Genomic DNA, 26,447 nt, shown 5'->3' with positions numbered 1-26,447 from the left:
AAAATATGCAAAGGCGCCCGAGAGTTTTACTATCTGCATCCTCTCAGGCGCAAGCTTATTAAACTAAGAAAATACTACTTGAGCTCGACTTTTGCTCCAGCATCTTCAAGTTGCTTCTTAATTTTTTCAGCTTCATCCTTGCTTACACCGTCTTTAACGGGCTTTGGCAAAGCTTCTACCAAATTCTTCGCTTCAACGAGACCAAGAGCAGTGATTGCTCGAACTTCTTTAATCACATTAATCTTGTTTGCACCAGCATCTGTCAATACAACTTGGAATTCAGTTTGAACTTCAGCAGCACCAGCATCGCCGCCTGCAGCAACTGCAGCTACAGCAACAGGAGCAGCAGCACTTACGCCCCACTTCTCTTCAAGTAATTTTGATAATTCTGCAGCTTCAATCACTGTCAGAGAAGACAAACTGTCTACTAATTTATTTAAATCCGCCATTTTTAACTCCTATACAAATCTAATTATTAACCTTTTCGACTATACGCAGAAAGAACACGCGCCACTTGACCCCCAGGGGCTTGCAGAACGCCAACGATCTTGCTTGCAGGAGCCTGTAAGAGACCAACCAACTTACCACGCAATTGATCAAGCGATGGTAATTTAGCAAGCGTTTTGACTCCATTACTATCCAAGAGCTTATCTCCGAGCATGCCACAAACGATTTCCAACTTGTCGTTCTTATTGGCAAACTCAACCGTGATCTTGGCAGCAGCAACAGGATCTGGCGAATATGCAAGCGCCACAGGACCATTTAAATGATCCGTAAGCGCCTCATTGGCCGTATCTTTAATTGCCAGTCGAATAAGGGTGTTCTTTGCTACCTTATAACGTCCACCGATTTTATGTACTTTATGCCGAAGATCTGTTGATTCAGATACAGTCAATCCTGACTGCCTCGTCACAACCACAATCCCTGCATCACTTAAGTCAGCACGCAGTGACGTTACAAAGGCTTCTTTTTCATTACGATTCACACCATTACTCCTTTGTAAATCCTTATTTCCAAGAAACAAGGGACTCCACTCAAAAACTGTCCCAGAAGACGGCTTTACATAGAGTTGTATAGGCACCTCTTCTGTCTATGCAGGGTATTAAGCAAACAAATGTTTACGCCTGCAGTCTTGGACAGGGCGGGGAAACTTATCATTTCCCCCACATTCCCGCAAGGGGAATTTTTAACAATTATTACTTTTGCAGATCTGCTAAGTCTATCTGGACAGAAGGACCCATTGTAGAGCTTAAGAAAGCACTCTTCACAAATGTACCCTTAACTCCAGCGGGACGTGCTTTAGTAATAACGGAACTCAATGCTTTCAGGTTTTCGGCCAAAGCTTTTTCTGTGAAGCTCGCCTTTCCAATACCCGCATGAATAACTCCAGCCTTTTCAGAGCGGTACTCGACTTGCCCACTTTTGGTTGCCTTCACCGCTTCAGTAATATTCGGCGTGACAGTCCCAAGTTTTGGGTTTGGCATTAATCCCTTAGGGCCAAGAACTTTAGCAACACGTCCAACAACACCCATCATATCAGGAGTTGCAATGCAACGATCAAAATTGATTGAGCCCGCTAAAATTTTCTCAGCAAGATCTTCAGCACCCACAACGTCAGCGCCTGCTTTCTTTGCCTCATCTGCCTTAGCATCTCGTGCAAAAACTGCCACACGCACTGTCTTACCTGTGCCATTGGGGAGTTGCACAACGCCACGTACGTTTTGATCCGACTTACGTGAGTCAATATTCAAATTAATAGCCAACTCAACAGTTTCATCAAACTTTGCTGTAGCGTATTTCTTAACAAGCTTTACAGCATCATCAATACTATAGTGAGTAACGCGATTGATTTCTTCATGTATCTTTCTTAATCTTTTTCCTGCCATCGATTTACTCCACAACCTCAATACCCATGGAACGTGCAGAACCTGCAATCATACGACACGCAGCATCCAGATCATTCGCATTCAAATCCACCATCTTCTTCTCAGCAATTTCACGAACTTGCTTCATCGTAACCTTACCCACAAATCCTACACCTGGTGTCTTTGATCCCTTTGGAAGACCAGCGGCTTTTTTCAAGAAAAAGCTAGCAGGAGGTGTTTTCGTTTCAAAAGTAAACGAACGATCGGAATATGCCGTAATCACGACTGGGATAGGCATTCCCTTTTCCAGCTCTTGAGTGCGCGCATTAAATGCTTTGCAAAATTCCATAATATTCAACCCTTGTTGACCCAAAGCTGGACCAATAGGTGGTGATGGGTTTGCAGAACCAGCAGGAACCTGCAACTTAATATAACCTTGAATTTTCTTTGCCATAGTACTCCTCTTTAGCTTCAGGTTTGCGGTAAGCGGTTATGGCCAACCTTCCGCACTAACCCCACCAGGGGCTAAACTTTTTCAACTTGTGTATAATCAAGATCCACAGGTGTGGCACGACCAAAAATAGAAACAGAAACTTTTAAGCGTTCTTTTTCTTCATCAATGTCCTCAACAATTCCATTAAAGGAAGCAAAGGGGCCATCAGAAACGCGCACTTGCTCACCCACTTCAAACCTTAATGTATGTTTTGGTTTCGATTGACGTTCTTGCACTTGCGAAAGTAATCGCGTTACTTCAGATTCACTAATAGGACTTGGTTTTCCCTTGCCACCCAAAAAGCCAGTGACTTTTGCGGTACTCTTGATCAAATGCCAAGTTTCATCACTCATAACCATATGAACTAACACATAACCAGGGAAAAAGCTCTTTTCAGAACTTAATTTCTCACCTTTTTTAATCTCAATCACTTCTTCGACTGGGACTAAAACATCCAAGATTTTTTCTTTTAAATTCTTTTTTTCTGCTTGCTCGCGGATCGTCTCAGCTACTCTACGTTCAGAACCGGAATAGACATGCACTACATACCAACGAGGCTTATCTGATGGCGACATTGGCCAAAACCCTTATTTCATTATCAAGTTAACAACGAAGGCAATACTGCCATCAGTTACAAGAAAAAAGACTGCAGCAATCAGTGAGATAATAAACACCATCAAAGACGTCACCATTGTTTCACGGCGACTTGGCCATGCAACCTTACCAACTTCTTGACGTACCTGCTTTATGAACTCAATGGGACTTACTTTAGCCATTCCTCGTCTTTCAAAAATTTGCTTCAAAGCTTGGCAGGAGTGGGGGGACTCGAACCCACAACCTTCGGTTTTGGAGACCGACGCTCTGCCAGTTGAGCTACACTCCTAAACAATTAACTCCAGAAGATCAAGCTTTTTTTGATTCTTCTGAAGTTAATTTATACAGCTTAAAGCAATTGATGCGTTACTTAATCACCTTAGTCACAACACCGGCACCGACGGTACGACCACCTTCACGAATAGCAAAGCGTAATCCTTCATCCATCGCCACTGGTGCAATCAACTTTGCCACCAACTTAATGTTATCTCCGGGCATCACCATCTCTACGCCTGTTGGCAGGTCGACGGATCCCGTTACGTCTGTCGTACGGAAATAAAATTGTGGCCTATAGTTTGAGAAAAATGGTGTGTGGCGTCCACCTTCCTCTTTCTTCAAAATATAACACTCACACTCGAAATCTGTATGAGGAGTAATCGTTCCTGGCTTTGCCAACACTTGTCCACGCTCTACTGCTTCTCTTTCAACGCCACGCAACAACGCTCCAATGTTGTCTCCTGCCCGTCCCTCATCCAACAGCTTCCGGAACATCTCGACGCCCGTTACCGTTGTCTTCGTTGTTGGCTTTATTCCCACGATCTCGATTTCTTCTCCAACCTTCACGATTCCGCGCTCTACGCGTCCTGTCACCACTGTTCCGCGCCCTGAAATCGAAAATACGTCTTCAATCGGCATCAGAAATGGCTTGTCAATATCACGTACAGGCTGTGGAATATAACTATCTACCGCATCCATCAACTGCATAATCGCTTCACGACCAATCTTTGGATCTCTATCTTCAATCACGCACAACGCTGACCCCTTCACCACTGGAATCTTGTCCCCGGGAAATCCATAGCTCGTCAATAACTCTCTGATCTCCAGTTCCACCAAGTCCAACAACTCTGGGTCGTCTACTTGATCTACCTTGTTCATAAACACTACCATCGCTGGCACGTTAACCTGACGGGCCAACAAAATGTGTTCTTTTGTCTGGGGCATCGGTCCGTCTGCTGCGCTTACCACCAAAATCGCTCCGTCCATCTGCGCCGCACCCGTAATCATGTTCTTCACATAGTCCGCGTGTCCTGGGCAGTCCACGTGCGCATAGTGGCGCTTGTCTGTCTCATATTCTACGTGCGCCGTTGAAATCGTAATACCACGTGCTTTTTCTTCTGGTGCTTTATCGATCTGATCATACGCTGTATACGTTGCTCCACCCTTCTCTGACAACACTTTCGTTATCGCTGCTGTTAGCGTTGTCTTTCCATGGTCTACGTGTCCAATCGTTCCGATGTTTACGTGCGGCTTCGTCCGCTCAAACTTCGCCTTACTCATCTCTTATCACCCTTTCCTCAAAAACAATTTTCTTCCACTTGAACAAACACAAAATTTTGGAGCGGGTGAAGGGAATCGAACCCTCGTAGCCAGCTTGGAAGGCTGGAGCTTTACCATTAAGCTACACCCGCTTTATAAATCTCATCACATCCTGTGATGGTGGAGGGGGCAGGATTCGAACCTGCGTAGACATAAGTCGGCAGATTTACAGTCTGCTGCCATTGACCGCTCGGCCACCCCTCCCGACAGTGTCGGTCAAATAAACCTAGCTATAGGCGATCTATAGGAATTTTGTGAACATTGTCAATCTGAAATTCATGCAGATAAAATTATTTATTAAATTTGTTTTCAAATTTTAAATTCTTGACAAATCCCCTCTACCTCTTCTTTTGTAGACTCACACAGCAAATAAGGAGGTTTAGAATGTTAAAATATATCAAATTTATGTGTTACATTGTTTTAAGTGTTTTCTTATCCGAGTCCCCACTTCTTGCCACCAGCAACGCAGGTCATGAGCTCAGAGAAGACGAAAAACCTATTACAAAAGCAGCATCTCATCATGAAATTGAAGAGCTCATGAATGCTGAACAAACGAAAGCGCTTCTTCAATCAACTCTTTTACCGGATATTGAAGAAGAAGTGAATTTATCTAACTTTATATCAGAAGTCATTGATGCACTGTATGGACCATTGTTTGCAGAGAAAACTCACTCTAATTCCCAGGTTAATGGCTTCATCAAATGTCTCGCTAAAAAGTTAGGGGAAGCTGAAACAACAGAAGAAAAATTCAAAGCTACGGCAGCTCGTTTGTGTACACACATTGTGATTTTTGAAAAATACCCAGAATTAAGTAAGATAACAAGCAAACTCACCCAACTAAAAGAAGCAACAAAACCAGGGCATTGTATTGAGTGTATGAAAAGTGCTATCGATCAAATTCAATAACAAACAAAGAAATAAGCGGTATCTTATCGCTTATTTTTTACAAAAAAATCTCTCTTGAGTCTATTGAGCCAGTAATAGACCAAAGGTATCAAAACTAACGTCAGACAAGAACCAATACCGAGACCGCCTAAGAGCACTAAACCAAACTCTCGGCGTGCCTCAAATCCTGGCTCTAAACCGATCATCAAAGGAATTGCACCAGCCATCATAGCCAATGTCGTCATCAAAATGGGTCGTAAACGTAATTGGCTAGCTTTGGTAATCGCTTCTAATAATGGCGTACCAGCGCGTATAAAGTCTTCCGCAAAAGATACAATCAAAATGCCATGCTTAGTAATAAGACCAACAAGGGTAATCAATCCAATCTGGGTATAAAGATTGAGTCCTTCTCCCCACAACCAAATAAAGAGAAGACCGCCAATTGTTGACAAAGGTACAGTTGTTAAAATGATCAAAGGATCAAAAAATGTTTTAAACTGAACAGAGAGAATCAGATAAATAAAGACTAACGCCAACAGAAAATTTATGTAAAGCTCATGCTTAGCTTCTATGGTTTTAAGTATGTTTCCATAAATTACAACAGTTAAATCCTTTGACATCAAGGGTTTCAACTGTTGATTTAACCACTCCATGATTTTAGAAATAGGGGCGTCTTTCTTTAAAGACAAATCCAATGATAGCGCCTTAATTTTATTAAAATGAAAATAAGGAGACAAATCGGGTTTAATCTCAATCTTTGTGAACGCACTTAAAGGAGTGAATCTCTTCTTGTCTTTATCTTTCTTCTGGTCTTCTTGAGAAGCCCCCCATCTTGCTTCACCTTGTTTTATCATGACATTTGCAATATCATCTTTAGACCTCGGCCATGAAGAAGAATTCTCTATGTGAATTGGGTAATTCACGCCCTTCAACTCCATTCTATCCACATAAAGCCCACCAAAAAGATAACGTAGTTGTTTACTAGCCACGTTTGATTCAATATTAAAGGCTTTTAAACGTGCCTGATCCATGGTCAATGAAAGCTCGACATTATTCATTTGAGCATTAAAATTTGATTGCTCAAAAAAACCACTATCATCAAACTTTTCTTTAAGGCCTCCCACAACTTTGAATAAATAATCATAACCTTGGGTTGATTGAAAAATAACTCTAAAATCGGATTGTTCATCTCTTAAAATCTCAGGACGAGGAAGCCATACATGACAATTGCCAGTAGGAATTAGCTCTTTTATTTTCCCTCTTAATTCTTGCAGAACGTTTCTTATAGGTCGATTTCGATCAGAACGTGGTTTAAATTTAGCCGTTACTAACACATGTTCCTTCATCCAAATAGTCGTATAAATCTCTTCCACTCCATCCGTGCTTCGTAAAATATCTTCAAAGCGTTTTGAATATGTAAGCAACTCTTTATCATTTTTAAACTTCGGTGCGTTTAAATAACCATAAATGGCATTTTGATCTTCATCGGGAATAAAACTTAGAGGTAAATAATTTAATAGCACCACGCCAATACCAATCATTAAAGGAAACGCCAGGAGCAATTTAGGCTTAGCGATGAGGATTTGAAGCTTTTTTCCATAAGCGATAGCAATGTGATCATAGAATATTTCAAACGCTTTGGTTAAATGATTAGAACTCCTCAAAACTTTTGAAGTCATCAAAGGCGAAAGCGTAAGAGCCACAATGCCTGAAATAATAACCGTTGCAGCTAAAACTACAGCAAATTCAGTAAATAGCTGAGAGGTCAACCCTTTTGAGAATAAAAGAGGCGCATATACACAACTAAGAGTTAGTGTCATAGCAATAATCGCAAAACCTATTTCCTTAGATCCTCTGATTGCAGCTTCAAAAGCTGACACCCCAGAAGAGTAATGCCGCCTAACATTTTCAAGCACCACAATGGCATCATCAACCACCAAGCCAATGGCCAAGACCATTGCTAATAATGTCATTTTGTTAATTGTATAGCCCAAACCATACATCAAGAGTAAAACTCCCATTAAACAAAGAGGTATCGTAACAATCGGCACAAAAGAAAGTCGCATAGATCCTAGAAACAAAAAGATAACTACAGAGACACAAAAGATAGACTCAAGAATTGTCTTGTACACGGTTGAAATCGAAGAACGGATTGCATCCGTATTATCCTCAACAACAGTGATTTTAATTCCCTGAGGCATCATTTCATTAATGCGCGGTAGCAACTCACGTACACTTTTCGATACCTCAAGAGGATTAGCCTCAGGAGCAACCAACAAAGAAACATAGGTTGTTTTTTTACTGTTTTTAAAAGCAAGAGGGGTTGTTTTAAGAGGCTCAAAAACCACATCCGCCACGTCACTTAATCTAACGGGCATTGATTTCACTTGCTTGATCACAAGATTACGAAAATCTTCAATAGATCCTATACGCGATTTTGAAACTAGAGGGACCAGCCCCCTTCCAATTTTGATTTCACCAGCAGGTAAATCTTTATTAGCGTTATCAATGACCCCTACAATATCTGATACATTAAAGTTCCATTTGGCAAACATTTCAGGCTTTAGTTTGACGCTAATACCGTATTGTGTTGCTCGATTATATGCATTTTGAAGACCAGGCATTGACATAAGCATTGGCTCAACAACACGAGATAAAAGAGCACTCATTTCCATATCAGAAAGCTGACTCTCGTTACTTACTTCCAAAGTCATAAAAGGATCGGACCAAATGGAATTAAAAGCGTAACGAGGCTTATTCACTTCTTTAGGTAAATCACTCAAAGCATTTGACAGTCTTTCTCTCAGTTCAGCCATTGCATCGGTAAGAGCTACACCTGGAGCAAATGTCACTTTTATATGCGAAAAATCTCGCATACTCTCAGATTCAGTTTTTAAAATCCCCTTCATACCTGAAAGCGCCATCTCGAGAGGCGTTGTCACACGACTTTCAACAACGCTGGCGCTTGCCAATGGATACATAGTTTGCACAATAACCACATTTGATGGGATCGGAGGATATTCTCGCACGGTCAAGTGTTCTAATGAGAGCAGTCCACCCAGAAAAATCATCAGGTTTAAGACTATTGCAAAAATAGGATTTCTAAGAAAATATGTGGTCATTAAAGATTACTTCTTCTGACTATCCAAGATATTGAGTTCAGCACCTTCAAAGACGTTATCTTGCCCTTGAACGATCACTTGATCTCCTTTTTCAACTCCCTTAATCACTCGGATGAATTCATCTTGCATAAGATCATACTCGACAGTAACTCTTTTAGCCTTACCCTCAATAACCTTATAAACACCTATGCCTTTTTCATCGACCACTAATGCTGAGAGCGGTAATAATATCGCATCTTCATAGGAAAGCAATTTAACAACGATCGGCACTATCATACCTGGAGTTAACAGATCCAAAGAATCTTTGGGATTTTCGATAATAGCCTTTATCTTAACCGTGTAAGTATCAGGCGCTATAAACGGATTAATTTCTGAAATAGAGGCTGAAACCTTTTTTGCGGGCGTTTCAGAAACATAGACATCGACTAATTGCCCAATCTTAATATTTTTCCTTTCATCCCCTGGGATCTCAAAAATGACTTCAAAGGGACTAATATCCCTTAGTCTAAGGATGTTGTCGTTTTTTTTAAGGACTGTCCCAGCTTTGAATTTAATTTCACCAACAATTCCATCAAAAGGAGCTTTAATAACTGATTTGTTCAGTGTGTCTTTTAATTCATTGACTGAGGCTTCAACCTGCAATAGATCCATCTCTTGTCGTTCAAGATCTTTCGTTGCAATAGTATTGGCTGAATGAAGCTTTTTTAAACGCGCTAACCTTTTTTTAACTAGCGCTTCTTGCTTTTCTTTAATTCCCTCAAGATTACGTGACCACTTGGTATCAAGCAAAAGCAATTCTTGTCCTGCTTTCACTAATTCTCCATCCTTAACAAGAACTTTAGCCACTTGACCATCCACTTGAGCCAAAATATCGGCCTGACGTGAAGCTTCAATTTGTCCGAAGTTGCGAAAAAGTTTACTAATCTCGCCTTTTGTGACAAAATCAGTCTTAACGCCTATTTTACCTGGACCTTCAGCGGCGTGAAGAGGAGTTATCAATATTAGCAGAAAAAAAAATAACGACCGAATCATGAAAAACTCTTTGGATATTTAACCTAAAACGTATAAATGAATTGTCAAAAAATGTAAAGTATTTCGACAAACACAAGATTTTGAAAAAGTAATGAAGAAAAGCCCTTCCCCATTCAAAAAGAATCAGTCACACAAAACTTCTAATACACTTTGGATCTATGGAATTCATACAGTTGAAGCAGCCCTCTTAAATCCAAATCGATGTTGCAAACACCTTCTATTGATCAATAAAGAGGTGTTGGATCAAAGTATCATCAAGCAAGCTAAGCAAATCCATAAAAACTTGTCTATAGAAGTTGCAGATAAAGATCGCTTTATGACATTATTTGGTCCCTCTGCTGTTCATCAGGGAATCGCTTTACAAATACAGCCTCTCCCTGAAATGGCCATTGAAGACATTGATGTAAGTGCAAATGACATGCATGTTCTGATTCTTGACCAAGTCACTGATCCACATAACTTAGGTGCAATTTTGCGTTCAGCAGCTGCGTTTGATACCTCTGCCATCATTGTAACTGATCAAAACTCCGCGCTTGAAACAAATTCAGCCTTAGCTAAAGCTGCTTCAGGGGCGCTCGAAATTATACCCGTCATTCGTGTGATTAATCTTTCACGAGCAATGGATATTCTTAAAGATAAAGGTTTTTGGTGTGTCGGCCTTGATGAGATGGGCGAAAAAACAATCGATGAGATTCAGTTACAAGGAAAAATTGCAATTGTTCTTGGGTCAGAGGGCAAAGGATTAAGAAGGCTTACAAAAGAAAAATGTGACTTTCTTGTAAAACTCCCCACCAGTGGTATTTTTAGTACATTGAATGTATCAAATGCCGCTGCTGTTGCTCTTTATGAAGTTTTAAGACAAAACAAAAATAAAATGAAATAGGAAAATAAATGCTGAGTTTTTTATACTCCTTCATCGCTCTTCTTTATGGCTACGCCTTAGGGTCCATTCCGTCTGGTTATATTTTTACAAAGCATTTCACAGGCCAAGATATTCGCACCATAGGATCAGGCAACATTGGTGCTACTAATGCCTTAAGAACTGGAAATAAGGTTGTTGCGATTCTAACGCTCCTTGGTGACAGCTTAAAAGGCGTCCTCGTCATTCTTTCTTTAAAAATTCTTTCCTTTTCACAAGAAGCCCTATTGCTTGCAGGTGCTGCAGCGGTGCTGGGACACATTTTCCCAGTATGGCTTAATTTTAAAGGAGGCAAGGGAGTTGCAACAACTTTTGGCGTTATTCTTGTTACGAGCTGGCCCTTAGGTTTACTTATTCTTGGAACTTGGACTTTCACAGCAGTCATTTGGAGATATTCTTCTTTAGCAGCCATTGTGGCTAGCGCATCAGCGCCTATTTGGTCTTTGCTTTTTTTAGATACATCAATCGCCATTTGGGCAACTTTTCTTGCTTTATTGGTTCTTTTCAAGCATACTGACAATATAAATAGACTGCTGGCAGGGAAGGAACCAAAAATTGGCGCTTCAAAGCCTAAAAGCAAAATGGACAAGTCCTGAATTATCTGCTGATGAAAAGCTTCATTGGCTTCAATTAAGTCGTAGTCAAAATGTTGGACCGATAACTTTTTTCGGGCTACTGCAAAAATATGGCTCTGCAAAAAAAGCTCTAGAACAGGTTCCATTTCTTGCTCAAAAAGGTGGGGGACTCACACCTCTTAAAATTTTCTCTCAAGAGGAAGCTAGAATGGAACTCGAATGTCATCAAGCTTTTGGCGCATCTCTTATTGCTTATGGCGAAGAACTCTACCCCAAAAATCTTTATCCACTCAGTGATGCCCCTCCCCTTTTAAGCGTCAAAGGCAATTTATCTCTTTTAAACAGTGAATTAAACATTGCTATTGTAGGAGCACGTAATGCCTCTGCCCATGGTAAACACTTAGCTCGAACGTTTGCAAAAGAGTTAAGCCATCAAGGCGCAACAATTGTCTCAGGACTTGCACGTGGCATCGACTCTGCAGCCCATACTGCTTCTTTAGACTCAGGAACCATTGCTGTTGTTGCAGGAGGAATCAACACAATATATCCGACTGAAAATGAATCTTTATTCCATGAAATTAGTCAAAAAGGTCTCTTAATCAGTGAATCTGCTTTTGATGCGCCTCCTTCAGCAAGCTTATTTCCACGTCGTAATCGTATTATTGCAGGGCTTTCCCAAGGACTCATCATCATTGAAGCTGCTTTACGATCAGGTTCTTTAATAACCGCTCATAGGGCTTTGGACTATGGCAGAGATATTTTTGTCGTTCCAGGATCTCCTCTTGATCCTCGCTATCATGGAAGTAATCGTCTTATTAGAGATGGCGCCATATTGGTTCAATCAACGGACGATGTCATATCAGGTTTGAACAAAACATCTCATCACCAAATTCAAGAAAGTTCTCCCCCTCCCTTACCATCCCCTTTTCCTTCTATTAGTGACAGCGTTCTAGATAAGGCGCGAAAAATTATCCTTGAAAATCTAAGCTTTTCTCCAATAAGTATTGACGAATTGATCCAAGAATGTCAGTTGTCACCTACAATAGTAATGACTGTAATTCTAGAATTAGAGTTAGGTGGTAGAATACTAAGGTCTTTGTTGAATGAAGTTAGTTTAAAAACTGATATTCAGAGCTGAAGAGGAAATTGAGAATATAAAACATGAAAAAAGTCGTTGTCGTAGAATCGCCCTCAAAAGCAAAAACAATTAATAAATATCTAGGTGAAGACTATCAAGTACTCGCAAGTTATGGTCACGTTCGTGATCTGCCTTCCAAAAGTGGATCCGTAGATCCAGATCATGATTTTAAGATGATCTGGGAATCTGCAGAGGGATCTGAGAAAAATATCGATGACATAGCCAAAGCTCTCAAAAAAGCTGATACTCTCTATCTGGCAACGGACCCTGATCGTGAAGGAGAAGCGATATCTTGGCATGTTCAAGAGGTTCTAAAAGAAAAAAAGCTAACGACAAATCTAGATGTCAAACGTGTGGTATTCTTTGAAGTAACAAAAAATGCTGTCAAAAACGCCATTGAAAATCCCAGAGAATTAAATCCTAGTCTTGTTGATGCTTATTTAGCTCGCAGAGCACTGGATTACCTTGTAGGATTTAGTCTATCCCCCCTCTTATGGCATAAACTGCCTGGCAGTCGATCTGCAGGACGTGTTCAATCTGTAGCCTTAAGACTTATTGCTCAACGCGAAACTGAAATTGATAATTTTAAAGCTCAAGAATATTGGACTGTTGCTGCTGATTTTGAAGGTGAAAAATCTAAAAAGATTTCAGCGAAGCTTACTCATCTAAAAGGTGAAAAGCTTGATAAATTCTCTCTCAACAATGAAAAGTTAGCCCATGAGGCAGAAACACTGATTCAAAAAAGTCAGTACAAAGTTAATAAGATTGAAAAAAAGCAAGTAAAGCGCAACCCAGCAGCGCCTTTTATTACTTCGACATTGCAACAAGAAGCCTCACGCAAATTAGGATATAGTGCTCGCAAAACTATGCAGCTTGCTCAAAAACTTTATGAAGGAGTGAGTTTAGGTAGTGAAACAATAGGTCTTATTACTTATATGCGTACAGACAGCGTCACCTTAGCTAATGAAGCAATTGCTAATATACGCAGTTTTATTCAAAAAACCTATGGCGATAAACATTTACCAGGATCACCTAGAACTTATAAAAGCTCGACTAAAAATGCACAAGAAGCCCACGAAGCCATTCGCCCTACTGACTTCTCACGTTCTCCTACTGCAATTCAGAGTTATTTGGAAGGCGATCTTTTTAAACTCTATGATCTGATTTGGAAGCGAACAGTCGCTTCTCAGATGGAAAGCGCTGTGATTGATCAAGTGGGAATTGATTTCAGCAACCAAGATCGCAGCATTATTTTAAGGGCCACAGGTTCTACCATTTCCTTTGATGGGTTTTTAAAGGTATATGAAGAAGGTAAAGATGACGAAGAAAATGAAGAAAATAGAACTCTTCCGTCAGTCACTGAAAATGAGCCTTTTGATTTAAAAGCTGTCCATCCCGAACAGCATTTTACTCAGCCTCCCCCCCGATTTACTGAAGCTAGCTTAGTCAAAAAGCTTGAAGAACTCGGCATTGGAAGGCCCTCAACCTACGCTAGCATTCTGTCTACGTTAGTTGATCGTAAATATGTTCACATTGAAAAACGTCAGATGGTTCCTGAACCTTTGGGAAGACTAGTCACTGCATTTCTTGAAGGTTATTTCAAACAATACGTTGAATATGATTTTACGGCAAAGCTAGAAGAGCATCTAGATGAAATCGCAAACGGTAAAGAAACCCGTCTTGATGTTCTAAGGAATTTTTGGCATGCATTTCATCAGGCGCTTCTTCAAGCAAAAGATTTGAAAATTACTGATGTAATTAATCGTCTTAATCAAGACCTTTCTGCTTTTATTTTTGCGGGTGAGGATCAAAGAGATGGGCACTACGCATGTCCCAAATGTAGCAACGGTGAACTAAGTCTTAAACTAGGAAAATATGGTGCTTTCGTAGGTTGCTCAAATTATCCAGAGTGTAATTACACACGACAACTTGTAAAACGTGACTCTGAGCAAACAAGTAACTTAGAAGACGCACAAAAAGAAACTTTTGAAACACGTGTTCTCGGTCTTGACCCTAAAACAGATACAGATGTATCTGTGAAAAAAGGTCCTTATGGTTTTTATCTTGAATGGGCCTTAAAAACTGTTACTAAAAATAAAAAAGAGAAGCCCAAACGTTTAGCGTTACCAAAGGGAGCGAATCCTCAAACGATTACCTTAGATGAAGCTCTAGCGGTGGGAGCATTACCTCGAACTTTGGGGAATCATCCTGAGACAAAGGAACCTGTGACAGTTGGTATTGGTCGTTTTGGACCTTATATCAAACACAATAATAGTTTTACATCCTTAGGTAAGGATTATGATGTTATGACAGTAACACTTGATGAGGCATTAGCGGTCCTTGAGATTGCTAAATCAAAACCGAAGAGACCTCGCGCAAAAGCACCTGTCAAAAAGTCGAAGAAAAAGAAATAAAGATTTGATAAAAAAGAAAAGCTCTTTAACTCGTGAAGCACTTCTTGAATACCTTTCAGCGCAAGGCGCTAGTAATGTGTCTCGTCGTGAAATTGCACGTGCTTTTGGAATCAAGGGACAAGATCGCATTACCCTTAAAGCCTTACTCAAGCAACTTTGGCAAGACGGCAGCCTAATCAAAAAGGGTAAATCCTACGCCATAGAAAGTACACCTGAGTTTTCATCATTTGAAATTATTAGTATTGAAAGTGATGGCGAATTTAAGGCACGCCCCTTAACAAAAAGTCCAGAACTTGAACATGCCTCTGTTTCTCTTTTTATTGTCTCAGGTCGTGGCCCTCGTGGAGCTAGTGCTAAGATTAGAGTCGGTGATCGAGTCTTGGCACGTATTTATAAAATTCACGACACTGTTTTCCATGGCCATATTTTTCGCAAGCTAGAAGAAACTCTTAGCAAAACGATTGGTGTTTATGAAGAACGCCCGGGGAAAGGCGGCATGGTGATCCCAACCGATCGACAAGACAAAAATCGTTATTTAATTGATAAACTTTATACCTTTAATGCTCATGAAGGTGATTTGGTTGAAGTAGAGCTCATCCCTTCGCCCAACAGAGCGTTACCGAAAGGTCGTATTATTCGCATTATAGGGTCAATCAAAAAACCTAAATCTTTTAGTCTCATTGCAATCCACACCTATGATTTACCCTACAAGTTTTCGAAAGACGCTTTGGACCTGGCTGAAAAAGCTACCATTCCTCAACTTAAAGGCCGAGAAGATTTGAGAAACATTCCTCTTGTAACAATAGATGACGAAGATGCTCGAGATTTTGATGATGCTGTTTTTGCAGAAAAAGACCTTGATCCTAAAAATCCAGATGGTTGGCATCTGATTGTTGCGATTGCTGATGTTAGTTATTATGTCCACGAAGAAGATCAACTAGATAAAGAGGCTTATGAACGAGGGAATTCCGTCTATTTTCCAGATAGTGTTATTCCCATGCTACCCGAAGAACTCTCTAATGGATTATGCTCTCTAAAACCTGAAGAAGATCGTGCCTGTCTCGCGGTTCATTTGTGGATTAATAGTAAGGGTCAACTCATTCGTCATAAATTTGTTCGAGGACTTATGCGTTCTTATGCGCGCTTAACATATAAACTAACTCAGCGGGCTTATGATGGTGATGAAACTGCTTTACCAAAAGATATTGTTGAAAAAATTGTTAGGCCTCTTTATGCAGCTTACTTTTGTTTAGAAAAAGCTCGTGAACATCGAGCCCCTCTTGAACTCAATGTCCCTGAAAGGCAGGTCCTTATTAATAATAATGGTGCTGTTGAAAAGATTATTATGCGTCCAAGGCTTACAAGTCACCGTTTAATTGAAGATTATATGATTCTTGCCAACGTCGCGGCTGCGACAACTTTAGAACAAAAAGGCTTTCTAGCCATGTATCGTGTTCATGATTCTCCAACACTTGAAAAAATTGAAGCTCTACGTGAATTTTTGAAAGGTACAAGTTTTGCTCTTCCTAAAGGCAGCGTTATTCTCCCAAAGACTTTCAATTATATGTTGGAAAAAGCCGCATCAACTCCCATGGATACGATGATCAATACATTGGTTTTAAGAACTCAATCTCAAGCCATCTATAGCCCTAAAAATATTGGACACTTTGGGCTAAACTTAAGATCTTATTGTCATTTTACGTCACCTATTCGACGCTATGCAGATCTTCTCGTACATCGTGCTCTTATCAAATCGCTCAAGTTAGATAAAGAAGCTAAATTCAGCTATACCATGAAACAATTTGAAGCTATTGCGGAACACATTTCCTTTACTGAGCGTCAAGCTGCAGAAGCAGAAAGATCCACATCAGAACGTTATCTCTCAGCTTATTTGAGTGAAAAAATCGGCCAAGTATTTGAAGGAGTTATTAGTGGCGTAACAAACTTCGCTCTTTTTGTGTCATTAAAAGAAAATGGCGCTGATTGTTTTTTGCCATTACGTAAACTCCCTGATGATTATTACGTTTTTGATGAAAGTAACCATCGTTTAGTCGGTCGTCGCTATAAAAAGATATTTACACTGGGCGATTCTGTGAAGGTTTTGCTCGAGGAGACCAACCCCTTAACAGGACAGATCTTAGTATCTATGGCTCCCTATCAAAAGAGCCCTGAAATGAAAGATACCAAACGCTCATTTCAGAGACCTAAAAGTAAAAAGGCCCCCAAAAGGAGGCCTAAGAAATCTTAAAATCTCAATGATTTTGCTATTTAATTTTTGTTTCTTTGAACAAGACTCGCTTACGCAAGATTGGATCGTATTTCATCATTTCAAGCTTTTCAGTTTTTGTACGGGGATTTTTCTTTGTTACATAAAAATAACCCGTTCCTTCAGAGCTCAGCAATTTGATTTTGATTGAATTTGGCTTTGCCATCACTAAAATCCTACTTAAAGTTTACTTTGACCTCATATAGCACCCCTCGGCCTCACTTTGTCAAGATCATTCATATGAAAATTTCATATTCTTACTTTTTAGCATTCACAGAGGTCCAACAATTATCTATAACCTTAAGGAATAATCAAAAATAGATATTAATAAGGAGCCTTGCTATGGAAATCCGTTTTGCAAAAGAACCTAACAATAAAGGAAATGCCCTCGTGCTCCTTTGTTTCAAAGGAAAAAAGCTTTCAGCCTTCGGTGCAGCGATTGACAAAACTTCGAACAAAGCACTCAGTCAGGCTCTTAAGGATAGTCCTTTTGAAGGAAAAAAAGGCGAGTCATTAACACTTTATGCCCTTAAAAACGTAAAACATCCCAAAATTATTCTATTTGGTCTAGGAGATGCAAAAGAATTTACTCTTAAAAACGTTCAAGAATTAGGAGGAATGCTTTTTAATGAAATTAAGAATACGGGAAACAAAGAAGCCTCAGTCATTATTGATATTGGTAAAATTGGAGCACTACAAGAAGAAATTATAGCTGCGAATATGGCACATGGATTTCTTTTGCGGTCTTGGAGATTTTTCAAATACTATACTGTAAAAGGTAAAGCTCCCAAAATTACCTTAGAACGCTCTACATTTATTACCAATAAACAAAAAGAAGCGGAAACAGTCTATAGAAAATTAGAGAAGATTTCTTCAGGCGTATTTTTAACGCGTGAATTAGTTTCTGAACCTCCTAATGTTATGTATCCTGAAGTTTTAGCAAAACGCATTGAACAAGAGCTAAAACCTTTAGGGGTAAAAGTTGAAATCTTCAACGAAGAACAACTCAAAAAGATGGGAGCCACTGCCATACTTGCCGTTGGCCAGGGCAGCATTCGAAGTCCTAGACTTGTTGTTATGCAATGGCAGGGTGGATCAAAAACGCAAAAGCCTGTTGCCTTTGTGGGAAAGGGAGTAACCTTTGACACAGGCGGTATCAGTATTAAGCCCAGCGAAGGCATGGATTCGATGAAATACGATATGGCTGGCGCGGGAACAGTTGCAGGATTGATGAAGGTTTTAGCCGGACGAAAAGCAAAAGTGAACGCTGTGGGTGTAGTTGCATTAGTTGAAAACATGCCTTCCGGTGCAGCGTATCGTCCAGGAGATGTAGTAAAAACTCTCTCAGGTCAAACGATTGAAGTCTTAAACACGGATGCAGAAGGTAGAGTTATTTTGTCAGATGCGCTCTGGTACACCCAAAATCGTTTTAAACCTCAAGCCATGGTCGATTTAGCAACCCTAACGGGTGCTATGGTCATAGCTTTAGGCGATCAATTTGCTGGCCTCTTCCCTAATAATGACGCGCTCGCAGATAAGTTGAAAAAAGCCGGAGAGAAAACTGGTGAACGTGTTTGGCCAATGCCTATGGATAACGCTTTTGATAAGGATATTGACTCAGTCATTGCCGATGTTCGCAATACTTGCATCTCAAGGAAAGCAGGAAGCATCACAGCAGCAAAATTCCTTGAAAGGTTTGTTAACAAAGTGCCTTGGGCGCATCTTGATATTGCTGGCATGGCTTGGGCTGATAAAAGCTTACCTCTCGTTGAGAAAGGTGCAACAGCATTTGGTGTCCGTCTCCTCAATACCTTTGTCGAGGATTATTTCGAGAAATAAAATGACAGAAGCAAGCTTTTATCATTTACAATCTACTCCCCTTGAGAAAGCGCTGCCTAAGCTTTTGGATAAAATTTATTCACTTAAGTTACGGACTATTGTCCTTGTTGACTCGGAAGAACGCCTATCGGAACTCAACATGGTTTTATGGACTTTCTCTTCTGGAGCTTTTCTTCCTCATGGATCAGCAAAAGAGGGTTTTCCAGAAGATCAACCAATATGGTTGACGACGCGCTTAGAAAATCCTAATGATGCATCGGTCATCGTGATAACAAACGGCATGACACTCGATAATTTAGATGGCTTTGAACGCATCATCGATATATTTAGTGGTCGTGATGAAGATCAAGTCAGTGAAGCACGCAAACGTTGGAAAAATTACAGCTCAAAGGGTATCCCCCTCACCTATTGGAAACAAACCCAAGAAGGAAGCTGGGAAAAACAATAAATTTTTTTATGGAGAAAACTTATGGCATTACAAAGAACACTTTCTATCATTAAACCCGATGCAACTCGCCGCAATATTACTGGCGCCATTAATGCACTTATTGAGCGCGAGGGTCTCAGAATTATTGCGCAAAAGAGATTGTTACTAACACAAAAGCACGCTGAGAAATTTTACGCTGTACATGCTGAACGTTCATTTTTTAATGATTTATGTTCTTTTATGTGTTCTGGTCCAGTAGTGGTCCAAGTTTTAGAAGGAGTCAATGCAGTTGAACAATATCGCAAAGTGATGGGAGCGACCAATCCTGCTAATGCGGATGAAGGCACTATTCGCAAAGAATTTGCTGAGTCAATTGAAGCGAATTCCGTTCATGGATCGGATTCAAAAGAAAACGCTGCAATTGAAATCGCTTTCTTCTTCAGCGACATGGAAATCGTTGGCTAACTCAAAAAGGAGAGCTCAAAAAATGTTTAGCATGCGCTTTATTTCTTATGTGATCAGCGCCATCCTATTTTTGAGCTTTTCCCCCGTTCTCTATGCTTCAAACTATCTTATCGAGGATGTTGAAGTTGATGTGACTGCTGAATCCGTTACCAAAGCAAGAGAACAAGCTTTAATTGAAGCTCGACGAAAAGCTTTTCAAGTTTTGCTTGAAAATAATTTTACACCTGTTGAACAATCAAACTTACAAAAAATCAGCGATGAAACTTTAGAAGAAATTATTAAAACACTTGAAGTAGTGAGAGAAAAGCAATCTTCTATGCGCTATAGTGCTACTTTTAATATTGAGTTTAAGCCAAAATCCATCAACAAGATTCTCAAGAAAGATTCTAATACTCTCAACCAATCAATCACAAAAACAACAAAAGTTCTTCTCATTCCGGTTCTTGTGGAACAAGAGAAAATTCATTTGTGGGATGGAAACAATCCTTGGTTTAATTTCTGGAACGAAGATCCAAAAGAACATGAGAACATTATTCTTCCCTTAGCAGACCTTGAAGATTTAAAAATCTTACCTATAAAATCTTATAAAAACCAAGACCAACAAGCGTTTGCTAAACTCTTAAATCACTATCATACAGAACGTGGTGTTCTAGCGGTCCTCAACGATCAAACCATTGAGTTAATTAATTTTACTAAAGACGCTATGCTTCAAGCAGATGCTTTTAATTTAAAAACCAGTGAAACACAAGCTTACTCAGAAGCGCAACAACTTATATTAGAGTATATCAAACATCCCTTAAGCACGTCTTCAACCACTATAAAACCTCAAGAAATCGTTGATATTTTTGTTCCTATAAATTCTTTTCAAGATTGGATTCATACGCGCCAAATTTTAGAAAAAGCAAAATGTGTTTTGTCTTCACAAGTTTTAGAGTTGACTCGCGAGAGTGGAAAGTTGCGTCTAAGCTTAAATAGCAATATTGACCAATGTCTTCCTCAACTTAGACAACTGGGCATAATGATTGAACAGCTTGATGGAACATGGACTTTGTCCTTGTCTCCTATGACAGGAATAATTAACAACGCGAGTAACATTCCATGACTTGGCCTAATTTTATTAGTCTTGGTCGGCTTTTCACCACACCGATACTGATATGGTTACTTCTTTCTGGACGAACTGTAGCAGCGTTTTACGTATTTATTTTAGCAGGACTTTCGGACATCCTTGATGGCATTTTGGCGCGTGCTTTAAAAGACCACTCGATCATTGGATCTTATCTTGATCCAATTGCCGATAAGTGTTTACTAACAGGCGCGTTCATCGCTCTCGGGGTCAAAGGATTGATCCCAATTTGGTTGATTATTTTTGTAACCTTTAGAGACGCTATGATTGTAGGTGGCGCTATTTTATTAATTCTTTTGGAAAAAAAACTTCAGGTTCAGCCTCTTTTGATTAGTAAACTCAACACCCTTCTCCAAATCCTTCTTGTCGTGTATGTTATGGGAGAAAGGGTTTGGTCTTTTAATTTCCCTTATATGCTTGAGAGTTTGACGAGTCTAACAGCACTCACAACTTTTATTTCGGGTGCGGGGTATGTTGTTCTGTGGGTTAAAATCATGAAAAAGGATTCTTTGTCGTGACAACAGTTAGTCCAACAAAACGCCAAAAAGCTCTTCTTTGGACTTTTTTCTTCGTCTCCATTGGTTTTTTCCTTTACATGATTAGTGGTATTCTTCTTCCCTTTATTGCTGGTATTTTAGTTGCTTATCTTTTAAATCCACTCGCAACTCGAATTGAGTTTTTCAAAATCCCGCGAGCATTAATCACTATCCTCTTAATACTTATGTTCTTTGCTGCTATCGGCAGCGTGCTGTTTTTTGCGATCCCTTTATTGAAAAAAGAGCTATTGATTTTGGCTGAGCATTTGCCTGATTATGGAGAGCGCATTTACCAAACACTCTTTCCCATTATTCAAAAAGTCTCTCAGTATATTGAAATTAAAGATCTTTCTCATCTTAAAGAAACTGCAAAAAGCTACTTGGGGGATATGCTTTCTTGGGGACTAAAACTTGTTGCTGGACTCTTAACAAACAGTTTGGCTCTTGCAAACCTTCTTTCTCTCGTGATCCTAACGCCTGTTGTCGCTTTTTATTTGTTAAGAGATTGGCCTCATATCATAGAAATCCTGAATCATTTACTCCCTCGTGAACATGCAAAGACAATCCGTCAACAGGTGAACTTAATTAATAAAACATTAGCTGGCTATATACGCGGTCAAGCGACAGTATGCTTAATCTTAGCTACCCTTTATAGTATCGGGTTTTTACTAACTGGTCTTGATTTTGCAATTACAATTGGGTTTGTCACAGGCTGTCTTGCTTTTATTCCCTATTTTGGATTTCTCATTGGTGCAATGGCTGCCTTTGGTGTTGCCTTTGCTCAATTTGATAGCTGGACATCTATTGGAACTGTTGGTTTAGTTTTATTGATAGGACAGCTATTAGAAGGCAATGTTCTCACTCCCAAACTGGTCGGCGATCGTATAGGCTTGCATCCTGTATGGATCATTTTTTCATTGCTTGCAGGTGGCGTTCTCTTTGGCTTTTGGGGATTGTTAGTAGCTATGCCTATAGCAGCAACTTTAGGAGTTCTTGTACGTTTTATTATCGATCAGTATTTAAAAAGTCCTTATTATAAAGGGCTTTCAAGTAAATCAAAGATCAAATGACATCACGACAATTTACTTTTTCTCTGCCTCACCAAGAGACTTATACTTCCGAAACTTTTTTTCAAAGCACCGCTAATAGCAACGCGTATCAGTGGGTTAACCGTTGGCCAGAATGGCCTGGTCAAGGATTGGTTATATATGGTCCTCCCGGATCTGGGAAAACCCATTTAGCGCATGTATGGCAAAAAAAAGCGCAAGCCATTTTTTTAGAAAATTTCCATAACGTCCAAGACTTACAATCTAATGTCGTACTTGATGGCTTTAATTTACTTGATTATGAAACTGATCTCTTTCATTTTTACAATACGTCTCATGAACAAAAACGCTTCTTTCTCATTTGCACTGAAACCCCTCCAAATCATTGGAAAATTCAACTCGCTGACTTAAGATCACGTCTTCTAAGTTTACCAACTGTTGGACTTGAAAATCCTGATGATGCATTATTACGGGCTGTTTTAATGAAGAAACTCGCAGATCTCCAACTTCGAGTTTCTCCAAAAACCTTGGACTATTTACTAACCCGTATGCCACGTACTTTTGAGACGCTCCATACTTTTATCAGTACGTTAAATCAACGCAGTCTAGCAGAAGGACAAAAAATTAATATCCAAACCATACGCAAAGTTTTAGAAAGTAAAATCGATTAAAATTTAATCGCCTTCCATTTCCTTTTTAAGATCTACGAATTTTGCTATTTCGAACAAGGGCAAAACTCCATCTTCAAGAGCCATTTTTTTTAATAGTTTGCCCATAAATTTTTCTGAACTAAATTTGATACTCACGGCTCCACGAATAGAATCAAGATAGCTCTGAATCACTCTTAAATCGGCTTCTGCAATAATACTTCGTACATAGAGATCTTGGTCATATCCTTCTGAAAGCCCGTTCGATAAAGCATCTTTAATGGCAACGCGATCTATAATTTTTCTTTCAATGGAGTGATATGATTTCAGCTTATCTCCTCGCTCAGCATTATATGATTCCAACAATAATTTGCCTTGGTGATATGCAAAGGCTTGTTCAGCAGTAAGATCTTTCTCTTCACTCAGTGTGATTGCTTGAGCGGATAAATCGCCTTCACTTTCAGGATCAAAACCAGCAAGTAAATCTAGAAAAATTGGACTCTGATCAAGTTTAATTCTTTCCTTTAACACTGCTTGACGACTCGTAATAAAAGCATCTCTGGGAATTGTGACCATTTCATCTTCCAATGCTTTATTAATTAAAGCATCACGCTCTTTTGCAAAAATATTGTAGATGCGCATAAAATCACCTTCATCGATAAGTTGTCCCTTTAAATCTATAAAAGCTTCCCCTTCAAGATAAAGTTTACTTAAATATAAATGAATGAGCTGACGATAGAAAACAGACTTAATCTTTTTAAAGTGATCCAAAAATTCTACTTTTCCAACCTCCCCTTTCTTCTCCTTTAGAAAACTAAGAACTGAACTTATTGACTCTTCCTCTTCTACGAGTAATTGTGCTTCATATCTCATCTTAGAAAGTTGCTCTAACCGTGCTACTTGTGAATTATTAAGACCATGAACGTTCGTATCTTTTTGCGCATCCTCTCGTCGATTTTCTAAAGCTTTTAATTCATCTATTTCTTCGAGAGTAAGGGGTTGTTTAATTTTAGAGGTAATAAGAATATCCAAACGTCCCAAACTCCTCTCAATTTTTTCGTTTCTTTTCTTTTTAGGTTGTTCTGATATCACTTCTTCTTGGCTGGCGAATGATTTTTGTCCCCCTGTAGAGAAAAGGGCTACAAAACTAAAAATAAAAACAGGAAAGAAAGCTTTAATATAAGACATGCTGGCTGAACTTCTGGGCTATAATAGATTTTTCGATATAAAGTAATACTAACGTGCCGCTCGCAAGGGCTGGATTGATGCTCATATGAGGATTGCATGTATATTTTTCAATAAATTTATCAAGAGCTCCATAAAACGTAGAAATTTTTTTAGTAAACTGCCTAGAAGATCCAACAACAGAGATTGCTTCATCATTTTCATTAAAAAGCCAAACATCATTAATTCTTTCCATGAGGGCCGTAATATCCAGATAAAACAGTAAATCAGCGTTTGTTAAATCTCTTAAAAAGGTCTTAACCTTGCTTACGAGGATGAGACGATTAACTGTCATCGCCTTCGTCAAATTCTCTGAACAAAACTTCTCCTGACTCAAATCAATAAGTTCTTGAACATATTGATTAATGGCATTCTTGTTCACATATGTTGATCGTTTAAAGGGCAGAATTGCATCATCACTAAATTGTTCAAGTAAAGAGTTTGAGGAATGAGCCTCTCTTACGATTAAGAGACAAGGTATTCCTATGAAAAGCACATTTTTGGTTATTTGAAATATATTTCGTACCAAAACAATCTCCTTTGATCACGCGTTTAGTTTGAATGAAAAATGGTTTTTAAAAGATTAATAATCGTTAAGGAAAAAAAATATCTTCCTGATTAATCTGACTTAATTTGCATGTCTTCTGTGGATTTAAAAGATCGAATGTGGGTAAATCGATCTTCTTTTCTATTGAGTGTTACAGCCTGATAAAGACAATCACAGATCTGCTCAGCAACAGTTTGTGTATAATGAAGTGCATCCCAATAGTGTTCATCGTTTTCCGTCATGGAGGAATGGATCATAAAATCAATAACGTGGGTATTCGTAAAATTAAGAGCTAATTTTCCGTAACTGGATTTGAAAGCCTTCCAACGCGCCCCTTGACTATTGATATTATTCGACTGAAGATGCACATGATACGGAACCAAAAATAATACTTTTACGGTCTCTTGAGGCAATTTCGCTAAGAGCTGTTTTAATCGTAATTGCTGAGGAAAAGAAAAATTCTTCTTGTTTCCTTCATAATCAATCAAATCACTCCTTTGAAAGCCCACGTTTTTCATAGGAGTTTGTTGATTATAAATATGTTCTTGAGCCTTTCTTAAATTATATTCTTCAAGAGGGGGCACAAAACATTCATAACCATCAAATCGGTTTTCATGAGGCTTAATACGTAAATAAGTCCCCAATTTTTTAAAAGAATTTTTGAGATTAAGAAGACTGAAAGCGTTTTTAAAATCTTCGGTCAAGTTTTCTTCAAAAAGATAGGTTGGAAAATGGAAATTTTCATTCCAAGTTGTTGGATTTTCTTGAAACCAGGCAACATCTAAGGCGATAAAAACATATTTGGGACGAGGATGATGCTTTAAAAACTCTTCTAAAAGCATCATCTGCTCATAGGGCGTCGCACTAGCCATAGCAAGATTCACAAATCTTCCATTAAACTGTCGGTTTAATTGCTCGGGTTTTAAAAGTTTAACAGTTGAAGTGCCTATAATAACACTATCAAAATAAGCTTTCCGCACCAAAGAGGGCAATAAATAACGATCGGCAAGAGCAATCGTTTGAGCAGGTTTATCCTGCTTAAAGAAAAATCGATCATAAGGATCCATTCCAATGTAAAAACACATATAAGTCGACAAACACACGATCCAGGTCAAAACCATGACACGCAGGAATCTTGTCCAGTCTTTGATATTTTTTCTACCTCTGGTCATTTTAAAACTGAAAATAAATAAATTCTTTTTGCTGCCCATCACCGATCAACAATATAAAAATAAAATATGCGGTACCAAGACCCATTGCCAATAAACGCTTTGGTTGCAATTTTTCAAAAACCAACCCCTGGCTCGTAGGGCCAAAGATCGCTATTGCTAAAGCCAACAGGATCAACAAAAACTGCTTAGATTTAACCATTGCAAGTTCTGATCCGTTAAAATGAAACAATGAAGAACAATAATGAAAAGCATCATGAATACTCTGACAACGAAAAAAGACCCAAGCCAGCATTACCACGCTTAACGTTAACACCTTTCCCAGTCCTTTGGGTAAAGTCAGTCCTGACTTATTAAACAATTGATTGACTGTCAAACAAAGACCATGAATGGCACCCCAAACTACAAAGGTTAAATTGGCTCCATGCCAAAGTCCTCCTAAAACCATCGTCACATTTGTGGCCAAAATTTGTCGCCATAAGCCTTTGCGACTTCCACCCAGACTGATATACACGTAATCCCTCA

Annotated in this window: 27 protein-coding genes and 3 tRNA genes (1 of these 30 cut by a window edge); 13 read left to right on the top strand and 17 right to left on the bottom strand. The window is 39.2% G+C overall.

Annotated elements, in window-relative coordinates; translation table 11 throughout:
- Nucleotides 1–74: 74 nt before the first annotated feature.
- From rplL to GQ61_RS08210, 10 genes are all read right to left on the bottom strand, one after another.
- Nucleotides 75–449: a 50S ribosomal protein L7/L12 gene (gene rplL / locus GQ61_RS08255; protein ID WP_085784872.1), complete on the bottom strand. Its 375-nt coding sequence runs from the start codon at nt 447–449 to the stop codon at nt 75–77.
- A 26-nt stretch (nt 450–475) separates the two neighbouring features.
- Entirely contained in the window at nt 476–985 is a 510-nt protein-coding gene (gene rplJ, locus GQ61_RS08250) for a 50S ribosomal protein L10 (protein ID WP_085784871.1), read from the bottom strand.
- 211 nt (nt 986–1,196) lie between these two features.
- A complete protein-coding gene (gene rplA / locus GQ61_RS08245; RefSeq protein WP_085784870.1) occupies nt 1,197–1,886 on the bottom strand; it encodes a 50S ribosomal protein L1 in 690 nt (229 codons plus the stop codon).
- Between the two features lie 4 nt (nt 1,887–1,890).
- On the bottom strand, nt 1,891–2,319 hold the full coding sequence (rplK, locus tag GQ61_RS08240; RefSeq protein WP_085784869.1) for a 50S ribosomal protein L11: 429 nt from the start codon (nt 2,317–2,319) through the stop codon (nt 1,891–1,893).
- 71 nt (nt 2,320–2,390) lie between these two features.
- Nucleotides 2,391–2,933, bottom strand: a complete 543-nt coding sequence (gene nusG, locus GQ61_RS08235) for a transcription termination/antitermination protein NusG (RefSeq protein WP_085784868.1) — start codon at nt 2,931–2,933, stop codon at nt 2,391–2,393.
- Nucleotides 2,934–2,945: 12 nt separating this feature from the next.
- On the bottom strand, nt 2,946–3,134 hold the full coding sequence (gene secE / locus GQ61_RS08230) for a preprotein translocase subunit SecE (RefSeq protein ID WP_085784867.1): 189 nt from the start codon (nt 3,132–3,134) through the stop codon (nt 2,946–2,948).
- Nucleotides 3,135–3,165: 31 nt separating this feature from the next.
- A tRNA-Trp gene (locus tag GQ61_RS08225) sits at nt 3,166–3,241 on the bottom strand.
- Between the two features lie 77 nt (nt 3,242–3,318).
- Nucleotides 3,319–4,509, bottom strand: a complete 1,191-nt coding sequence (gene tuf / locus GQ61_RS08220) for an elongation factor Tu (protein WP_085784866.1) — start codon at nt 4,507–4,509, stop codon at nt 3,319–3,321.
- A 57-nt stretch (nt 4,510–4,566) separates the two neighbouring features.
- Nucleotides 4,567–4,640 (bottom strand) — tRNA-Gly (locus GQ61_RS08215).
- 26 nt (nt 4,641–4,666) lie between these two features.
- Nucleotides 4,667–4,752: transfer RNA gene (locus GQ61_RS08210), tRNA-Tyr, on the bottom strand.
- A 180-nt stretch (nt 4,753–4,932) separates the two neighbouring features.
- Between GQ61_RS08210 and GQ61_RS08205 the strand changes: the two genes are divergently transcribed.
- A complete protein-coding gene (locus GQ61_RS08205; RefSeq protein ID WP_085784865.1) occupies nt 4,933–5,454 on the top strand; it encodes a hypothetical protein in 522 nt (173 codons plus the stop codon).
- A 23-nt stretch (nt 5,455–5,477) separates the two neighbouring features.
- Here the strand turns inward: GQ61_RS08205 and GQ61_RS08200 are convergent, their stop codons facing one another.
- Together GQ61_RS08200 and GQ61_RS08195 are read right to left on the bottom strand one after the other, a co-directional pair.
- Nucleotides 5,478–8,555, bottom strand: a complete 3,078-nt coding sequence (locus GQ61_RS08200; RefSeq protein ID WP_085784864.1) for an efflux RND transporter permease subunit — start codon at nt 8,553–8,555, stop codon at nt 5,478–5,480.
- Between the two features lie 6 nt (nt 8,556–8,561).
- Nucleotides 8,562–9,587 carry an efflux RND transporter periplasmic adaptor subunit gene (locus GQ61_RS08195; RefSeq protein WP_085784863.1) on the bottom strand — a complete coding sequence of 342 codons (1,026 nt, stop codon included), beginning with the start codon at nt 9,585–9,587 and terminating at the stop codon, nt 8,562–8,564.
- Between the two features lie 91 nt (nt 9,588–9,678).
- On the opposite strand from GQ61_RS08195, the gene rlmB reads away from it, so the two are divergent.
- Genes rlmB through rnr form a run of 5 tightly spaced genes read left to right on the top strand, consistent with a single transcriptional unit; the run spans nt 9,679 to nt 16,881 of the window.
- Nucleotides 9,679–10,470, top strand: coding sequence for a 23S rRNA (guanosine(2251)-2'-O)-methyltransferase RlmB (gene rlmB, locus GQ61_RS08190; RefSeq protein WP_085784862.1), 792 nt, complete (start codon nt 9,679–9,681; stop codon nt 10,468–10,470).
- Between the two features lie 8 nt (nt 10,471–10,478).
- On the top strand, nt 10,479–11,102 hold the full coding sequence (gene plsY, locus GQ61_RS08185) for a glycerol-3-phosphate 1-O-acyltransferase PlsY (protein WP_085784861.1): 624 nt from the start codon (nt 10,479–10,481) through the stop codon (nt 11,100–11,102).
- The gene (gene dprA / locus GQ61_RS08180) at nt 11,062–12,219 is read left to right on the top strand and encodes a DNA-processing protein DprA (RefSeq protein ID WP_085784860.1); all 1,158 of its coding nucleotides are present in this window, start codon (nt 11,062–11,064) and stop codon (nt 12,217–12,219) included. Before plsY ends, dprA begins: the two co-directional genes overlap by 41 nt.
- 23 nt (nt 12,220–12,242) lie before the next feature.
- Nucleotides 12,243–14,633 (top strand): type I DNA topoisomerase, encoded by a 2,391-nt coding sequence (topA, locus tag GQ61_RS08175; RefSeq protein ID WP_085784859.1) that lies wholly within the window; start codon nt 12,243–12,245, stop codon nt 14,631–14,633.
- Nucleotides 14,634–14,637: 4 nt separating this feature from the next.
- Nucleotides 14,638–16,881 (top strand): ribonuclease R, encoded by a 2,244-nt coding sequence (gene rnr, locus GQ61_RS08170; protein ID WP_198157328.1) that lies wholly within the window; start codon nt 14,638–14,640, stop codon nt 16,879–16,881.
- Nucleotides 16,882–16,897: 16 nt separating this feature from the next.
- On the opposite strand, the gene rpmG is transcribed toward rnr, so the two are convergent.
- Nucleotides 16,898–17,065, bottom strand: coding sequence for a 50S ribosomal protein L33 (rpmG, locus tag GQ61_RS08165; protein ID WP_085784857.1), 168 nt, complete (start codon nt 17,063–17,065; stop codon nt 16,898–16,900).
- Nucleotides 17,066–17,241: 176 nt separating this feature from the next.
- On the opposite strand from rpmG, the gene GQ61_RS08160 reads away from it, so the two are divergent.
- Genes GQ61_RS08160 through GQ61_RS08130 form a run of 7 tightly spaced genes read left to right on the top strand, consistent with a single transcriptional unit; the run spans nt 17,242 to nt 23,006 of the window.
- Nucleotides 17,242–18,738 carry a leucyl aminopeptidase gene (locus tag GQ61_RS08160; RefSeq protein WP_085784856.1) on the top strand — a complete coding sequence of 499 codons (1,497 nt, stop codon included), beginning with the start codon at nt 17,242–17,244 and terminating at the stop codon, nt 18,736–18,738.
- Nucleotide 18,739: 1 nt separating this feature from the next.
- A complete protein-coding gene (locus tag GQ61_RS08155; RefSeq protein WP_085784855.1) occupies nt 18,740–19,186 on the top strand; it encodes a DNA polymerase III subunit chi in 447 nt (148 codons plus the stop codon).
- Between the two features lie 21 nt (nt 19,187–19,207).
- On the top strand, nt 19,208–19,630 hold the full coding sequence (ndk, locus tag GQ61_RS08150; RefSeq protein WP_085784854.1) for a nucleoside-diphosphate kinase: 423 nt from the start codon (nt 19,208–19,210) through the stop codon (nt 19,628–19,630).
- Between the two features lie 22 nt (nt 19,631–19,652).
- Complete coding sequence (locus tag GQ61_RS08145) at nt 19,653–20,732, top strand: DUF2066 domain-containing protein (RefSeq protein ID WP_085784853.1); 1,080 nt, start codon at nt 19,653–19,655, stop codon at nt 20,730–20,732.
- Nucleotides 20,729–21,271 (top strand): CDP-alcohol phosphatidyltransferase family protein, encoded by a 543-nt coding sequence (locus GQ61_RS08140; protein ID WP_085784852.1) that lies wholly within the window; start codon nt 20,729–20,731, stop codon nt 21,269–21,271. Before GQ61_RS08145 ends, GQ61_RS08140 begins: the two co-directional genes overlap by 4 nt.
- Nucleotides 21,268–22,359, top strand: a complete 1,092-nt coding sequence (locus tag GQ61_RS08135) for an AI-2E family transporter (RefSeq protein ID WP_085784851.1) — start codon at nt 21,268–21,270, stop codon at nt 22,357–22,359. Before GQ61_RS08140 ends, GQ61_RS08135 begins: the two co-directional genes overlap by 4 nt.
- Nucleotides 22,356–23,006 carry a DnaA/Hda family protein gene (locus GQ61_RS08130; protein ID WP_085784850.1) on the top strand — a complete coding sequence of 217 codons (651 nt, stop codon included), beginning with the start codon at nt 22,356–22,358 and terminating at the stop codon, nt 23,004–23,006. Before GQ61_RS08135 ends, GQ61_RS08130 begins: the two co-directional genes overlap by 4 nt.
- Before the next feature lie 3 nt (nt 23,007–23,009).
- Here the strand turns inward: GQ61_RS08130 and GQ61_RS08125 are convergent, their stop codons facing one another.
- The 4 genes from GQ61_RS08125 to GQ61_RS08110 all read right to left on the bottom strand — a co-directional run.
- A complete protein-coding gene (locus tag GQ61_RS08125) occupies nt 23,010–24,170 on the bottom strand; it encodes a hypothetical protein (protein WP_085784849.1) in 1,161 nt (386 codons plus the stop codon).
- Nucleotides 24,157–24,735 (bottom strand): hypothetical protein, encoded by a 579-nt coding sequence (locus GQ61_RS08120; RefSeq protein ID WP_085784848.1) that lies wholly within the window; start codon nt 24,733–24,735, stop codon nt 24,157–24,159. Before GQ61_RS08120 ends, GQ61_RS08125 begins: the two co-directional genes overlap by 14 nt.
- 89 nt (nt 24,736–24,824) lie before the next feature.
- Nucleotides 24,825–25,874: a hypothetical protein gene (locus GQ61_RS08115; protein WP_157111180.1), complete on the bottom strand. Its 1,050-nt coding sequence runs from the start codon at nt 25,872–25,874 to the stop codon at nt 24,825–24,827.
- A 52-nt stretch (nt 25,875–25,926) separates the two neighbouring features.
- Nucleotides 25,927–26,447, bottom strand: partial view of an MBOAT family O-acyltransferase gene (locus GQ61_RS08110; RefSeq protein WP_198157327.1) — the 3' portion only. The gene runs 742 nt beyond the window's last position; the window shows 521 of its 1,263 coding nt (coding positions 743–1,263); its start codon lies off the right edge, out of view — the gene reads right to left on this strand; its stop codon occupies nt 25,927–25,929.

It is taken from the genome of Candidatus Nucleicultrix amoebiphila FS5, assembly GCF_002117145.1.
GTDB classification, from domain to species: Bacteria; Pseudomonadota; Alphaproteobacteria; order Caedimonadales; family Nucleicultricaceae; genus Nucleicultrix; species Nucleicultrix amoebiphila.
This window is presented reverse-complemented; position numbering and strand designations above follow the sequence as displayed.